This is a genomic window from Aeromicrobium yanjiei, assembly GCF_009649075.1.
Lineage (GTDB): Bacteria > Actinomycetota > Actinomycetes > Propionibacteriales > Nocardioidaceae > Aeromicrobium > Aeromicrobium yanjiei.
Genome location: NZ_CP045737.1, coordinates 3,116,364 through 3,129,217, shown reverse-complemented (window position 1 = coordinate 3,129,217; position 12,854 = coordinate 3,116,364). Strand labels below are relative to the sequence as shown.

Annotated in this window: 16 protein-coding genes; 12 read left to right on the top strand and 4 right to left on the bottom strand. The window is 70.4% G+C overall.

Annotation, left to right across the window (positions count from 1 at the left end):
• Window positions 1-6: 6 nt before the first annotated feature.
• Window positions 7-690, bottom strand: coding sequence for a GAF and ANTAR domain-containing protein (locus tag GEV26_RS15400; RefSeq protein WP_153654457.1), 684 nt, complete (start codon window positions 688-690; stop codon window positions 7-9).
• A gap of 57 nt (window positions 691-747) precedes the next feature.
• Window positions 748-960 (bottom strand): hypothetical protein, encoded by a 213-nt coding sequence (locus tag GEV26_RS15395; RefSeq protein WP_153654456.1) that lies wholly within the window; start codon window positions 958-960, stop codon window positions 748-750.
• Between the two features lie 324 nt (window positions 961-1,284).
• On the opposite strand from GEV26_RS15395, the gene GEV26_RS15390 reads away from it, so the two are divergent.
• The 12 genes from GEV26_RS15390 (at window position 1,285) to GEV26_RS15335 (ending at window position 10,880) form a co-directional block, all read left to right on the top strand.
• Window positions 1,285-2,064, top strand: a complete 780-nt coding sequence (locus GEV26_RS15390; protein WP_153654455.1) for a sigma-70 family RNA polymerase sigma factor — start codon at window positions 1,285-1,287, stop codon at window positions 2,062-2,064.
• A gap of 212 nt (window positions 2,065-2,276) precedes the next feature.
• Window positions 2,277-3,140, top strand: a complete 864-nt coding sequence (locus GEV26_RS15385; protein ID WP_153654454.1) for a manganese catalase — start codon at window positions 2,277-2,279, stop codon at window positions 3,138-3,140.
• On the top strand, window positions 3,137-3,331 hold the full coding sequence (locus tag GEV26_RS15380; protein ID WP_153654453.1) for a hypothetical protein: 195 nt from the start codon (window positions 3,137-3,139) through the stop codon (window positions 3,329-3,331). Before GEV26_RS15385 ends, GEV26_RS15380 begins: the two co-directional genes overlap by 4 nt.
• 28 nt (window positions 3,332-3,359) lie before the next feature.
• Window positions 3,360-4,067 carry a hypothetical protein gene (locus GEV26_RS15375; RefSeq protein WP_153654452.1) on the top strand — a complete coding sequence of 236 codons (708 nt, stop codon included), beginning with the start codon at window positions 3,360-3,362 and terminating at the stop codon, window positions 4,065-4,067.
• Window positions 4,064-4,468: a phage holin family protein gene (locus tag GEV26_RS15370; RefSeq protein WP_208430979.1), complete on the top strand. Its 405-nt coding sequence runs from the start codon at window positions 4,064-4,066 to the stop codon at window positions 4,466-4,468. The genes GEV26_RS15375 and GEV26_RS15370 overlap by 4 nt, the downstream gene beginning before the upstream one ends.
• The gene (locus GEV26_RS15365; RefSeq protein ID WP_208430978.1) at window positions 4,465-4,995 is read left to right on the top strand and encodes a DUF3618 domain-containing protein; all 531 of its coding nucleotides are present in this window, start codon (window positions 4,465-4,467) and stop codon (window positions 4,993-4,995) included. The genes GEV26_RS15370 and GEV26_RS15365 overlap by 4 nt, the downstream gene beginning before the upstream one ends.
• Before the next feature lie 92 nt (window positions 4,996-5,087).
• Window positions 5,088-5,813 carry a histidine phosphatase family protein gene (locus GEV26_RS15360; protein ID WP_153654450.1) on the top strand — a complete coding sequence of 242 codons (726 nt, stop codon included), beginning with the start codon at window positions 5,088-5,090 and terminating at the stop codon, window positions 5,811-5,813.
• Window positions 5,803-6,675, top strand: coding sequence for an NAD(P)H-hydrate dehydratase (locus GEV26_RS15355; RefSeq protein WP_153654449.1), 873 nt, complete (start codon window positions 5,803-5,805; stop codon window positions 6,673-6,675). The genes GEV26_RS15360 and GEV26_RS15355 overlap by 11 nt, the downstream gene beginning before the upstream one ends.
• 36 nt (window positions 6,676-6,711) lie before the next feature.
• The gene (locus GEV26_RS15350) at window positions 6,712-7,152 is read left to right on the top strand and encodes an SRPBCC family protein (RefSeq protein ID WP_153654448.1); all 441 of its coding nucleotides are present in this window, start codon (window positions 6,712-6,714) and stop codon (window positions 7,150-7,152) included.
• Between the two features lie 13 nt (window positions 7,153-7,165).
• The gene (locus GEV26_RS15345) at window positions 7,166-8,347 is read left to right on the top strand and encodes a zinc-dependent alcohol dehydrogenase (RefSeq protein ID WP_153654447.1); all 1,182 of its coding nucleotides are present in this window, start codon (window positions 7,166-7,168) and stop codon (window positions 8,345-8,347) included.
• Window positions 8,344-9,291, top strand: coding sequence for an SDR family NAD(P)-dependent oxidoreductase (locus tag GEV26_RS15340; RefSeq protein WP_153654446.1), 948 nt, complete (start codon window positions 8,344-8,346; stop codon window positions 9,289-9,291). The genes GEV26_RS15345 and GEV26_RS15340 overlap by 4 nt, the downstream gene beginning before the upstream one ends.
• Complete coding sequence (locus GEV26_RS15335; RefSeq protein ID WP_153654445.1) at window positions 9,288-10,880, top strand: phytoene desaturase family protein; 1,593 nt, start codon at window positions 9,288-9,290, stop codon at window positions 10,878-10,880. The genes GEV26_RS15340 and GEV26_RS15335 overlap by 4 nt, the downstream gene beginning before the upstream one ends.
• A 135-nt stretch (window positions 10,881-11,015) precedes the next feature.
• Here GEV26_RS15335 and GEV26_RS15330 read toward each other — a convergent pair whose 3' ends face one another.
• The gene (locus tag GEV26_RS15330; RefSeq protein ID WP_153654443.1) at window positions 11,016-11,435 is read right to left on the bottom strand and encodes a hypothetical protein; all 420 of its coding nucleotides are present in this window, start codon (window positions 11,433-11,435) and stop codon (window positions 11,016-11,018) included.
• A 165-nt stretch (window positions 11,436-11,600) separates the two neighbouring features.
• Entirely contained in the window at window positions 11,601-12,785 is a 1,185-nt protein-coding gene (locus GEV26_RS15325) for an HNH endonuclease signature motif containing protein (protein ID WP_153654441.1), read from the bottom strand.
• Window positions 12,786-12,854 lie beyond the last annotated feature (69 nt).

The window sequence follows — 12,854 nt, the reverse complement described above, 5'->3', positions numbered from 1 at the left end:
ATCCGGTCAGTCGGTGGGGCGGGCGTTCGAATCGGTCTGGACGACGATGGCCTCGGCCACCGCGTGCAGGCGCTTGTTCTCGTGCTGGGAGATCCGTTTGAGGAAGTCGAAGGCGGCATCGGAGCCGATGTCGAACTTCTGCATCAAGATGCCCTGGGCCTGCCCGATCGTGGTGCGCGAGTCGAGGGCGCTGGACAGGCCCTCGGCACGATCGGCCGCGGAATAGGCGGCCGTCGCGTGGGCCGCGAGCAGCTCGATGATCTGCTCGTCCGCCGGGGTGAACGCACTCGGCCGGTCCGCGTACACGTTGAGCGATCCGAAGCCGCGCTCGCGGGTGGCGAGCCGGACGCCGACGGTCGACCGGATCCCGAGCTCGGCACTGGCCGGCCCCCACTGGGGCCACCGCAGATCGCTTGCCACGTCATCGGAGCGATAGGTCGCGCGTCCCTTGATCGCATCGAGGCAGGGGCCCTGGTCGAAGGCCGCCTGCAGCTGGTGGGCCTGGTCGACCCGGGAGGACGTCGCGGAGGGGGTCTCGACCAGTTTCCGACTCCGCACGCGCATGATCCCGGCATCCTCGGCACCGACGGCCAGCCGGGCGTAGTGGCTGACACGGTCGAGCATCGTGGTGGGGTTGCCGTCCTGCTCCAGCTCGAGGGCCATGTCGGCCAGCATGCGTGCGACGTCCATGTGGTCTCCTCACTGATCTCGCCCCCCGTACCCGGGTTCGCCACCTTGAATCGAGGGTCAGTCGTCGGGGGTGCCGGCCCGGTCGCGGCGAAGCGCCCGACGGCACAGGTCGAGCGCCGTGTGGGTGTCGCGTCGGATCCGCCGGTAGGTCGGGAGTCCGCGGCGTGGGTCGCGCCGCCGCTCCATGAGGTCACCGATCAGGATGACGAGCGCAGTGGTCACGAGGGCGCTGAGCGCCAGGGCGATGAGCGTGTAGAGCATGAGGAACATCGGGGCCCCGATCAGCCGGGAGGCGGGAGTGGTGGCGGGCGCTCATGCCCGGGACGTCGACGGATCCTCCCCACGGGTGAAGAGGGGGAGGTGCTCGATGCGGCGCGACTGGACGCTCAACGACTTCATGGGTGCCTCCTCGGGTCGGCGGGTGGGGGACGTCTTCCGTCCTACCCAAGGCGTCCCCGCGGGGACAGGGTCCGAAGTCGGTTCGATCACACCCGGTTGAACTGTGCCGGGTGGGGGTACGCACCCCCCTGACGGAGCAACCAGCCGTCCACGGTTAGACATGAGCCGGTACCTGCGAACTCTCCAGGACGCGCCATGATCCAGACCATCCACGACGACGCTGACCTCTGCTCCCTCGTGGTCGACGCCCAGGTGGCGTCGGACCACGCCAGGCGAGAGCTGCTCGAGGGTGAGGTCATCACCCGCTGCCGGCCGCTCGCGTGGGGCATCGCCCACCGCTACGCCAACCGCGGCGCCGAGCTCGACGACCTCCGAGCCGTGGCCGACGCTGCTGTCCTCGGGGCGATACGCAGGTACGAGCCCGGCCGTGGATCGTTCCTGGGCTACGCCTCGGTCACGGTGCTCGGCGAGATCAAGAAGTACTTCCGGGACTCGTGCTGGACGATCCGCCCGACCCGCTCGGTCCAGGAGCTGCAGGCGCGCCTGTCGGCGGCAACGATTCACCTCCAGCACATGGACGGGGCCGCGTCCGTCGCGACTCTTGCCGAGCACCTCGGGGTCTCGCCCGCCGAGGTGCAGGAGGCCGCGGCGGCCCGCAGCTGCTTCACGCCGACCTCGCTCGACGCGCCGGTGCCGGGCCATGACACTGCGGGCGGACTCGACGTCGCGGTCGAGGACGGCGGTTTCGTCCTCGCCGAGGAGCGCTTGGCCACGGCCGGGGCGTGCGCCGATCTGAGCCTGCAGGAGCGAGAGCTGCTCCGGCTGCGATTCTTCGAGGACCTGACGCAGCGCCAGATCGCCGACCGGCTGGGCAAGACCCAGGTCCAGGTCTCGCGCGAGCTGCGCCGCGTCCTGACGCGCCTGCGGCTCGCGATCGACGACATGGACGTCGAGCAGACGGCGAAGGCCGGATGACGGTGACGACGACTGCCACGAGGAGTCGCTGAGGGCGGCCGAGACGATCTCCTCCCACACCCCGGTCGGGCCTAGGCCCGACCGGGTTGACCCCTGCCGAAAGTGGCAACTACTGCTGGGAATTGCAGAGAAAAAGATGTCTCAGGTCGCGTGGGGTCGGGTAGGTGGTCTCTACCGGGAGCACACAGCGCCCGAGACCCGAGGAGTCGTAGATGTTCACGCACCAGAAGGCACCCCAGTTCGCTGCGCGCCCTGAGGCGCCGGACCCCGCGTTCGCCCGGAAGTTCCAGGAGGTGCTGGGCGGCAAGTGGGGCGAGATGACCGTCGCGATGCAATACCTCTACCAAGGCTGGAACACCCGTCTGCCCGGCAAGTACAAGGACATGCTGATGGCGATCGGCACCGAGGAGCTCAGCCACGTCGAGATGATCGTCACCGCGATCGACCAGCTGCTCGACAAGGCGCCCCCGATGGCCGCCGATGACACCACGGGCTCGACGCAGGCGGCCGAGTTCGGTCACCAGAACCCGCAGCACACCATCGTCAACGGCGGCGGCGCCTACCCGCACGACAGCAACGGCATCCCGTGGTCGGGCGCGTACGTCACGGCGAGCGGCAACCTCATGGCCGACTTCCACCTCAACGTCACGGCCGAGATGCAGGGCCGGCTCCAGGTCGCCCGCCTGTTCCACATGACCGACGACCCGGGCATGAAGGACCTCATCCGCTTCCTCACGACGCGCGACCACATGCACCAGATGCAGTGGCTGTCGGCGATCGAGGAGCTCAAGGCCGACGGCCTCGACGGGCTGCCCGTCCCCGAGGCGTTCCCGCTGGAGGAGGAGTTCGACGAGTTCTCCCGCGTGTTCATCCAGGCCTCGGACGGCGAGGCCGCCACCGAGGGACGCTGGGCCAGCGGCCCGGCCCCCGACGGCCGCGGCGACTTCCAGAGCGCGCTGATCCAGGCACACGGCGAGCACACCGACCTGGCGCCGGGCGATCCCCGCCTGTACGGCACCAACCCGCTCATGGAGACCAAAGGCCTGATCGACAAGGCCAAGGACGCCCTGAAATGAGCCGGGTGGGCGACGGCTTCTTCAGCGTTCTCGTCACGACGCTCCTCGTGTCGCTGCTGCTCGCAGCCGGCGGCGTGGGGATCGTCATGGCGATCGCGCTCGCAGGATGCGGCGTCTACCGCGCTCGTTGCTCGCTCGCGCGACTGACGACGTACGAAGCCCGGCTCCGCTCACCCGTGGCCCACGGGTGAGGCACCACCACATCAACACGGAGGACGCATGACCACACCCTCGTACGGAGAGACCAACCCTCTCGCAACCAGCACAGATCTGCCGGAGTCCTCGTCGCCGATCGGTGACGAGCTCGCCCACGACACGGGTCTCACGTCCACGACCGGATCCGGGTCGTCGGCCAAGGAGACCGCGCAGGAGGCTCTCGGCAGCGCGTCCGAGCACGCCTCGAGCGTCGCGGACACGGCGATGGAAGAGGCGACCAAGGTCGCCTCGGAGGCCAAGGACAAGGCCGCCGACCTGCTGGCGGACCTCAAGAGCCAGGTCGACGAGCAGTCCAAGACCCAGCTGAAGGGTCTCGCGACCAAGCTCGGCGAGCTGGCCGACGAGCTCGACAGCATGGTCACCGGCTCGGACGCCAACGGCACCGTCACCGGCATCGCGCAGCAGCTGGCCGACAAGACCCACCAGCTCAGCGCACACCTGGAAGGTCGCCAGCCGATGGACCTGGTGGAGGACGTGCGCGGGTTCGCCCGTCGCCGTCCGGCTGCCTTCCTCGCCGGCTCCGCCGTGGTCGGCGTCCTCGCAGGGCGTCTGACCCGCGGCGCGAAGGCCACGCCGGACTCCGGGTCGGCACCGACAGCGACGCCTGCGGCGACGCCGACGCCCGCCCCGACGTACGCGCCGCCGACCGGCGACCCCATCACCAGCTCGGACTTCGCGCCGGGCGGTCAGAACACCGGGGGCCGACAGTGACGGAGCAGACGCCTCCGACCGCCGAGGACCCGCGGTCGATCGGTGACATCGTCGGCGAGATCGCCTCGGACCTCAGCAACATGGTCCGTTCCGAGCTCGACCTGGCCAAGACCGAGGCCAAGGCCGAGGTCGCCAAGGCCGGCAAGGGGGCCGGGCTGCTCGGCGGAGCGGCCGTGGCGGGCTACTTCGCGCTGCTCTTCTTGTCGCTGTGCGTGATGTTCCTGCTCGGCGAGGGCATGGACCTGCAGTGGGCCGCCCTCATCGTGTTCGCCGTGTGGGCCATCGGCGCGGCGGTCCTCGCCGTGATGGGTCGCGCACAGATGAAGACCGTCAACCCGGCACTCGACCGGACTCAAGAAACCCTCAAGGAGGATGTCCAATGGGCAAAGAACCAGAAGTGATCGAGCAAGACATCGAGAGCACGCGTGAGGATCTGTCGCGCAACTTCGACGCCCTCGCCGACCGGGTCAGCCCGAGTCGGGTCGTGGGCCGTCGCGTCGACAGCGTCAAGGGCCGGATCACCGGTGCCAAGGACAGCGTGATGGGGGTGGCCGGCTCGGCGTCGGACGCCTCGGGGTCCGCGGTCGGCAGCCTGTCGGACACGGCCGGCTCCGTCTCGCGCCGGGCCGAGGGCAACCCCCTCGCCGCCGGACTCATCGCGTTCGGTGCCGGGTGGCTCGTCTCGTCGCTGCTGCCCGCCAGCAACGCCGAGGCCAAGCTCGCCAACCAGGCCGTCGACACCGCGAAGGAGCAGGGCCAGCCCCTGGTCGACCACGCGAAGTCGGTGGCACAGGAGGTCGGCGACGACATGAAGGGGAAGGCCGCCGAGGCCGCCTCCGACGTGAAGGACACGGCCACCCAGTCCGCCCAGCACGTCAAGGACGAGGGACAGTCGGCCGCCGAGGGCGTCCGCAACGACGTCTCGTAGTCACCACCGCCACCCGCGTCGGCGACCGACAGGCATGGAAGTCGCCGACGCGGGTACGTGCGGAGCACCAACGACGACGAGGGTGTGGACGCATGGGGGACGAACTGTGGATCGGTGTGGTGCGGCATGGCGAGAGCACCGCGAACGTGGCAGCCACATCGGCGGCGCGTGACGGTCTGGACCTGATCGACGTCGCGGAGCGCGAGGCCGACGTGCCGTTGTCCGATCTCGGCCGGCGTCAGGCGGAGAGCCTCGCCCGGCGAATGCATGACCTGCCGACCGATGAGCGGCCCGATCTGGTGATCACCTCGCCGTTCCTGCGCGCGCGGCAGACCGCGGAGATCGCGATGGAGGGGCTCGGCGTCCCTCGTCGGGTCGACGAGCGGCTGCGCGACCGCGACCTCGGCGTGCTGGACCTGCACACCGCGCAGGGGATCCGTGCCTCCTTCCCGGCCGAGTCCGAGCGCCGCACCCGGCACGGCAAGTTCTACTACCGTCCGCCGGGCGGCGAGTCCTGGGCGGACGTGGCCCTGAGGCTCCGGGCCGTCCTCCGCGAGATCGAGCAGGACCACCCCGGAGGCAGGGTCCTGCTGTTCGCGCACGACGTCGTGGTGACCCTCGTCCGCTACGTCCTGGAAGACCTCGAGGAGCCCGCGCTGATCGAGGAGGCGGCCAAGTCGCCGATCGGCAATGCGTCCCTCAGCAGCTGGACCGGTGGCCGCGGCGCCTGGCGCCGCGAGACCTTCAACGACGTGTCGCACGTGCAGGACGACAGTGCAGCCGAACCCACCAAGGAGGATCCGGCCGATGAGCGATGACCAAGCAGTGACCCTCACCCCCGGACGGCTGCGGTCCTGGCCGCTGCCCCGTCCCGAGGGCGACAAGTCCTCCCGCGGCACGGTGCTCGTGCTGGGCGGCTCCCGCTCGACCCCCGGCGCCGTGCTCCTGGCCGGCATCGCCGCGCTGCGGGCCGGGGCCGGCAAGCTGCAGCTCGCGACGACCGAGAGCACCGCGGCGGCCCTCAGCATCGCGGTGCCCGAGGCGCTGGTCGTCGGCCTCCCCGAGACCGAGCGCGGGGCCGTGCGCGGTCAGATGGACGAGGAGCTCGAGGGCCTGGTCCGCGGCGCCGACGTGGTCCTGATCGGCCCGGGCCTGGTCGACATCGACGAGACCGGCGCCCTGCTCGAGGCGGTGATGGACGTGATCGAGCCCGACACCCGGCTGGTCGTCGACGCGTACGCCCTGGGAGCGCTGTCGCAGCGCCGCTCTCTGCTGCAGGGGCGCAAGGTCCACCCGGTGCTCACCCCGAACACCGGCGAGGGAGCGCGCCTGCTCGACCGCGACCTGAACGACGACCTCGACGAGGAGTCCATCGAGATCGCCCGCACGTACGACTGCGTGGTCTCCCTGTTCGGGCACGTCGCGGACCCGAGCGGCTCGGTGTGGCGCGAGGAGACCGCGGACTCGGGTCTTGGCACCTCCGGCAGCGGCGACGCGGCCGCAGGCGTGATAACCGGTCTGCTCGCCCGCGGTGCGGAGCCGGCGCAGGCGGCGAGCTGGGGCGTCTACGTGCACGCCGCCGCCGGCCAGCGGCTGTCCGTCCAGCACGGTCGCACGGGCTATCTCGCCCGCGAGATCGTCGACGGCATCGCTCCGATCCTGGCTGAGCTCGAGGGGTAGAGGTTACGCCGCGCGTCGAGGGGTAAGTCCCCACCCATGAGCGTCAACACTCGCATCATCAACACCTCGCCCGAGAACGTCTGGAACGTGCTGGCCGACGGCTGGACGTACCCGCTGTGGGTGGTGGGTGCCTCGCGCGTGCGTGACGTGGACGAGAGCTGGCCCGCCGTCGGCAGCCTGATCCACCACTCGGTGGGCGTCTGGCCCGCGCTGATCGACGACAACAGCGAGGTGCTGGAGGTCGACCCCCAGCGGATGATCCGGCTGCGGGCACGCGGCTGGCCGATCGGGGAGGCGGAGGTCGTCATCGAGCTCAAGCCCTCCGGTGCCCACACCGAGGTCGAGATCCGGGAGCAGGCTGTGGCCGGACCCGGAGTCCTCGTCCCCGAGCCGATCAAGGGCCTCACGCTCAAGTGGCGCAACACCGAGACGCTCCGCCGCCTCGCCTACATCGCGGAGAACCGCCCCGCGTCCTGACAAGGAGCACGGCATGAAGGCACTGACCTGGCAGGGCACCGAGAACGTCTCCGTCGAGGACGTCCCGGATCCGCGCATCGAGCAGCCGAACGACGCGATCATCAAGGTGACGTCGACGGCGATCTGCGGCTCGGACCTGCATCTGTACAAGGTGCTCGGACCGTATCTCCACCCCGGCGACGTGCTGGGCCACGAGACGATGGGCATCGTGGAGGAGGTCGGCCCCGAGGCCGGTGACCTCCAGGTCGGTGATCGCGTGGTGGTGCCGTTCAACATCTCGTGCGGCCACTGCTGGATGTGCTCACGCGGACTGTTCGCCCAGTGCGAGACGACGCAGAACACGCAGTACGGCAAGGGCGCGTCGCTGTTCGGATACACCGATCTGTACGGCGCGGTCCCCGGCGGCCAGGCCGAGTACCTGCGGGTGCCGCAGGCCCAGTTCGGGCCGATCAAGGTTCCCGACGAGGTGCCGGACGAGCGCTACCTGTATGTCTCGGACGTCCTGCCGACCGCTTGGCAGGCCTTCGCGTTCGCGGACGTCGCCGAGGGGCAGACTCTCGCCGTGTTCGGCCTTGGGCCGATCGGGCAGATGACCGCCCGCATCGCGAAGGACGCCGGCGTGCGGGTCATCGGGATCGACCGGGTGCCCGAGCGACTGGAGCTGGCCCGTCAGTGGGGTTTCGACGTCATCGACCTCGACGCTGTCGACGATGTCCCGTCCGCAGTCCTGGACCTGACAGAAGGCCGCGGGGCCGACGGGACCGTCGACGCCGTCGGCATGGAGGCGCACGGCAACCCGGTGGCGGAGAAGGCGATCACCGCCGCAGGGATGCTTCCCTCGGCGGTCGCCAAGCCGGTGATCGACCGGCTCGCGATCGACCGGGTGGCAGCCTTGACGGCAGCCATCAAGTCCGTGCGCCGCGGCGGCACGGTCTCGGTCAGTGGCGTCTACGGCGGCGAGATCGACCCGATGCCGATGATGGAGATGTTCGACCGCGGCATCACGATGCGGCTGGGCCAGTGTCACGTGAAGCGGTGGACCGACGACATCGTCAAGGTCCTGCAGAAGGACGCCGACGTGCTCGGCACCGAGTCGCTGGCGACGCACCGCCTGCCGCTGGCCGAGGCGGCCGGCGCGTACGAGATGTTCCAGAAGAAGCAGGACGGCTGCATCAAGGTCGTGCTCAAGCCATGACGACCGGTCCGCGCGTCATCCTCGTCACCGGCGCCTCGAGCGGCTGCGGCCGCGCCACGGCCCTGCGGGCTGCGGACGCAGGCGACCACCTGGTGCTCGTCGCCCGGGGGGCCGGTTCCCTCGAGGAGGTCGCGGCCGAGTGCCGGTCGCGCGGGGCCGCATCGGCCATGGTGGTGCCGACCGACGTGGGGGACGACGTCGCCGTCGCCGCCTGCATCGAGCAGGTGCAGCAGGCCCACCCGGTTCTCGACGCGGTCATCCACTGCGCCGGGGTGGTTGCGTACGGCCGCACCGAGGAGGTGCCCGCCGACGTCTTCGACGGGGTGGTGCGCACCAACCTGACCGGCTCGATCAACGTCGCCCGCCACGTGCTGCCGGTGCTGCGTCGGCAGGAGGCCGGGACGTTGGTGGTGCTGGGCTCGGTGATCGGGCACATCGGCGTCCCCTCGATGAGCCCCTACGTCCTCAGCAAGTGGGGGGTCCGGGCGCTGGCCCGCCAGCTGCAGCTGGAGAACCGTGACCTGCGCGACGTCCACATCGCGTACGTCTCCCCGGGCGGCGTCGACACTCCGATCTACCAGCAGGCGGCGGCGTACGACGGATTCCTCGGCCGACCGCCCCCGCCGGTGTCCTCGCCCGAGAAGGTCGCCCGGGTCGCCCTGCGACAGCTGGACCACCCGCGCGCCCGGACCCAGGTCAATCTGTCCAACAGGGTGATGCAGCTGGGCTTTTCCGGGATGCCGGCGCTCTACGACCTGATGGTCGGCCCGCTGTTCCGGCTGGCGGCCACCGACCGCACGTCGCCGGTGGCCCCGACCGAGGGCAACGTCCTGCAGTCCCGCGAGGCGGGCAACGGCCTCACCGGGTCGCTCGGCAACCCCATCGCCGGGATCGCCCGCAACGCGGTCGCCCTGGCCAGATCGGTCACCGGGAGGGCCGCATGAGCACAAGCTACGACGCGGTCGTCATCGGGGCCGGCCCCAACGGGCTGGTCGCAGCCAACCACCTGATCGACCAGGGCTGGTCGGTCGTCGTCCTGGAGGCGCAGGCGGAGGTCGGCGGCGCGGTCAAGAGCTCGCGCGACGTCCACCCCGACTTCGTCCACGACACCTTCAGCGCGTTCTATCCGCTGGCCCACGCCTCCCCGACGATCCGCTCGTTCGACCTGGAGGACCACGGTCTGCGCTGGCGGCACTCCCCGGCCGTGCTGGGTCACCCGCTGCCCGACGGCAGCTGGGCGATGCTGCACCGCGACCGGACGGTGACCGCGGACCTCTTCGAGCAGGCCCATCCCGGGGACGGCGATGCCTGGCTCGAGCTGTGCGGGCAGTGGGACCGCATCGGCGACCAGATGGTCAAGGCCCTGCTGTCGCCGTTCCCGCCCGTCCGTCATGGCGTCGGTGCGCTGGCCCGGCTCCGCAGCGTGGGTGGCCTCGACTTCGTCAAGACGATGCTGACTCCCGCGAGCGATCTCGGTCGAGCGCGCTTCGGTGGCGTCGGCCCCCGCCTGATCATCGCGGGCAACGCCGGCCACGCCGACATCCCGTTGAACGCCCCCGGCTCTGGCCTCATGGGCGTCCTGATGTCGATGCTCGGGCAGACCGTCGGGTTCCCGGCCCCCGAGGGCGGCGCGGGCGGGCTCGCCCACGCCCTGGCGCGACGCTTCGAGTCGTTGGGCGGCGAGATCGTGCTGTCGGCCGAGGCGACCAGGATCCAGGTGACCGACCGGCGCGCCACCGCCGTCTTCGCCGCCGGCGAGCGGTACGTCGCCCGCCGCGCAGTCGTCGCGGACGTCGTGGCACCTCACCTCTACGGCGGGCTCGTCATCGACGAGGACCTCCCGACGCGGACCATGAAGTCGATGCGCTCGTTCGAGCTCGACCCCGGGACGGTCAAGGTCGACTGGGCGCTGGACGGACCGGTCCCGTGGGCGTCCCGCCCGCCCCACGACCCCGGCACGTTCCACGTCGCGGACTCCGTCGAGCAGATGACCGAGGCGCTCGGCCAGGTGTCCGCACGCGTCATCCCGGCGAACCCGTTCATGCTCGCGGGGCAGATGACCACGACGGACCCGTCGCGCTCACCCGCCGGCACCGAGTCGCTGTGGGCGTACACCCACGTCCCGCAGGACACGCTCGCCGACGGCGGCGACGAAGGCATCCGGGGCACGTGGGACCGCGACGACTGCGAGCGCTTCGCCGACCGCATGCAGGCGCGCATCGAGCGACTCGCGCCGGGCTTCGGCAGCAAGATCCTCAGCCGACGGGTCATGGGTCCGCACGAGCTGGAGCACGCGGACGCCAACCTGATCGGTGGTGCCATCAACGGTGGCACCTCGCAGCTCCACCAGGAGCTGGTCTTCCGTCCGGTGCCGGGGCTCGGCCGCGCCGAGACCCCCATCCGCGGGCTGTATCTCGGCTCGGCCTCGGCGCACCCGGGCGGAGGCGTGCATGGCGGGCCGGGGATGAACGCTGCCCGTGCCGCGCTGGCGCACTCGCGCGTCCGGCGGGCGACAGGCGGACTGCTGCGCTGACGTGGGTCAGGCTCGAGCAGCAGGGTCGACGTGAACGGCCACCGCACGGGTGGGGCGTTCGGCCCAGACGCGTGCGATGACGTCACGGTCGACGCTGTGGGCGAAGCGTCGGACGGGCAGTCCCGCCTCCCTGACCTACCGCTCGAGCCGGGTGTCCCACGGGACCACGGCGAGCGGCCTCCCGTCATGGCCCACGACCCACATCTCGACCGCGGGAAACTCGCTGACCGGGCCCGGCACCCACGGGATCTGCGCGAAGGAGCTGATGGTGTGCGCAGGGATCGTCGCGAAGAGCCGACCACGTCGTCGTATGTGGAGGTTCCCGTTGGTGAGGACGGATCGGGCGGGCAGGAGGTTGACCACCGACCAACCCGTCGGGACCGCGGGGCTGTTGTCGCGGTCGTCGCCGTGCAGAAAGTTCGTGAGCCGGCTCGCCGTCTCGAGCTCGGTGCGGGGCGGGCCGGAGTGCTGGCCGTCCGTCTCGGCGTCTGCTGCGCGCTTGATGCGCCTGCCTCGCTGGCGCCGCGGTCGGGGATGCTCGTTCTGCTCAACCATGTGCCCGCTCCTCGAAAAGGAGGCCGAGGTGTTGCAGTTGCTTGGTGCCTGTCACGGCCTGACTTTCGCACACGCACATGGTCACAGCGGGCGGAGGTGTGCACAGCGGGCCCCACAGATCCTGGTACGGACTGGTGGGTCCGTGTATCCGCGGTCCGGCTCGGGTCAGGCCGCGACGTACTCCATCTCGATGGAGGGCGTCGGTGGGTAGAGCTCGATGACGAGGGGCTCGGGTGGTGGTTGCGGTGGGCTGGTCGACCAGTGGAGCAGGCCGTGGCTCTTGAGGTTGTGGTGTCTTCGACACAGCGGTCCCATGTTGTCGCCACTGGTGGGACCAACCGGGTGGGCTATTCGGTGGTCGAGATCGCACCGCCCCGAGGGCACCCTGCAGCCGGGTGCCTGGCAGACCCCGTGCAGGAACTGCAGGGCAACCGCGAGGGTGTCGGGTGCGAACCGGCCAACATATTCGTGCGAAAGGACGTCGTCGGTGACCGGGTCGACGACGATGCGGTGCCAGAACGTGCTCCCGGTCGCAATCACCTCGGCAAGCCAAGGGGCCGGGACAGCCCAGGCCCCGTCGGTCGACTCCGCGAACCCCGGTGTCGCACCGGCGAGGACGTCTGCCCCGACGGTGACCGCGATGTTCGCGTCAACGGCTGAGGTGGCGGCGTCCGAGCTGGTGCACCAAGCGACGAGCAGGTCCGCCTCGCGCTGAGCGACCGTGCGGTCGTCATCGGGCTCGACCGGCTTGCGAGTGTCCTTGCGAAGGCGGGCTTCGATGGCGGCTGCCTGGTGGGACGGCAGGTAGGCGTTGAGCCAGGACATCGAGTCATCCCCGTGAGTGACCGTCACGTGCCGGTCGGCGCGTTCGGTCTCGGCCCGTTCAATCGCGAGGTCGGCCTCGACACGCTGGACGAACCGGCGCAGCCACTGCCGCAGCTCGGCGCCGGTGTGGCTGGTCGCGTAGCCGATGACCCGACTCTCGAGGCGGGCGATGGATTCTTCGCGGTGCAGCTTCTCGATGGTCGCGCTGATGTCGCGGAGCCGAGAGAAGTCGATCAGCCCGTCGACGAATGCCTCCCACACGAGGGGCGTCTTCTCGCGCACGCGGTCGGCGATCGACAGCCGTAGGTGGATCTGCGCCTCCGACATCCCAGTCGCCTCGCCGATCGTCAGCGCGATCGCGGATCGCTCGATCTTGCGCCGCAGCGACGACTCGATCAGTGCAGTCCGTGCCATCTCCGCGTCGCGATAGTCGACCATCCGGCCGATCGCGTACGCCTCGGCTCGGGCCTGCCAGCGCACGACGTCGGACAGATCCTCTGTCGTCGGTGCTGTGCTGGTGGCCATACCTCAAATCTAGGGGTGCCCACTGACACTCCTTCCTGCGACCGCGGGGTCTTTCAACGCGGTGTGGAC

What these genes read in the sequence shown, in the direction of transcription:
- GEV26_RS15350 (WP_153654448.1), top strand. Translation starts at nt 6,712, where the DNA reads ATGAGCGTCAACACTCGCATCATCAACACCTCGCCCGAGAACGTCTGG.
- GEV26_RS15335 (WP_153654445.1), top strand. Translation starts at nt 9,288, where the DNA reads ATGAGCACAAGCTACGACGCGGTCGTCATCGGGGCCGGCCCCAACGGG.
- GEV26_RS15395 (WP_153654456.1), bottom strand. Translation starts at nt 960, where the DNA reads ATGTTCCTCATGCTCTACACGCTCATCGCCCTGGCGCTCAGCGCCCTC.
- GEV26_RS15385 (WP_153654454.1), top strand. Translation starts at nt 2,277, where the DNA reads ATGTTCACGCACCAGAAGGCACCCCAGTTCGCTGCGCGCCCTGAGGCG.
- GEV26_RS15330 (WP_153654443.1), bottom strand. Translation starts at nt 11,435, where the DNA reads ATGGTTGAGCAGAACGAGCATCCCCGACCGCGGCGCCAGCGAGGCAGG.
- GEV26_RS15400 (WP_153654457.1), bottom strand. Translation starts at nt 690, where the DNA reads ATGGACGTCGCACGCATGCTGGCCGACATGGCCCTCGAGCTGGAGCAG.
- GEV26_RS15380 (WP_153654453.1), top strand. Translation starts at nt 3,137, where the DNA reads ATGAGCCGGGTGGGCGACGGCTTCTTCAGCGTTCTCGTCACGACGCTC.
- GEV26_RS15360 (WP_153654450.1), top strand. Translation starts at nt 5,088, where the DNA reads ATGGGGGACGAACTGTGGATCGGTGTGGTGCGGCATGGCGAGAGCACC.
- GEV26_RS15325 (WP_153654441.1), bottom strand. Translation starts at nt 12,785, where the DNA reads ATGGCCACCAGCACAGCACCGACGACAGAGGATCTGTCCGACGTCGTG.
- GEV26_RS15390 (WP_153654455.1), top strand. Translation starts at nt 1,285, where the DNA reads ATGATCCAGACCATCCACGACGACGCTGACCTCTGCTCCCTCGTGGTC.
- GEV26_RS15375 (WP_153654452.1), top strand. Translation starts at nt 3,360, where the DNA reads ATGACCACACCCTCGTACGGAGAGACCAACCCTCTCGCAACCAGCACA.
- GEV26_RS15340 (WP_153654446.1), top strand. Translation starts at nt 8,344, where the DNA reads ATGACGACCGGTCCGCGCGTCATCCTCGTCACCGGCGCCTCGAGCGGC.
- GEV26_RS15355 (WP_153654449.1), top strand. Translation starts at nt 5,803, where the DNA reads ATGAGCGATGACCAAGCAGTGACCCTCACCCCCGGACGGCTGCGGTCC.
- GEV26_RS15345 (WP_153654447.1), top strand. Translation starts at nt 7,166, where the DNA reads ATGAAGGCACTGACCTGGCAGGGCACCGAGAACGTCTCCGTCGAGGAC.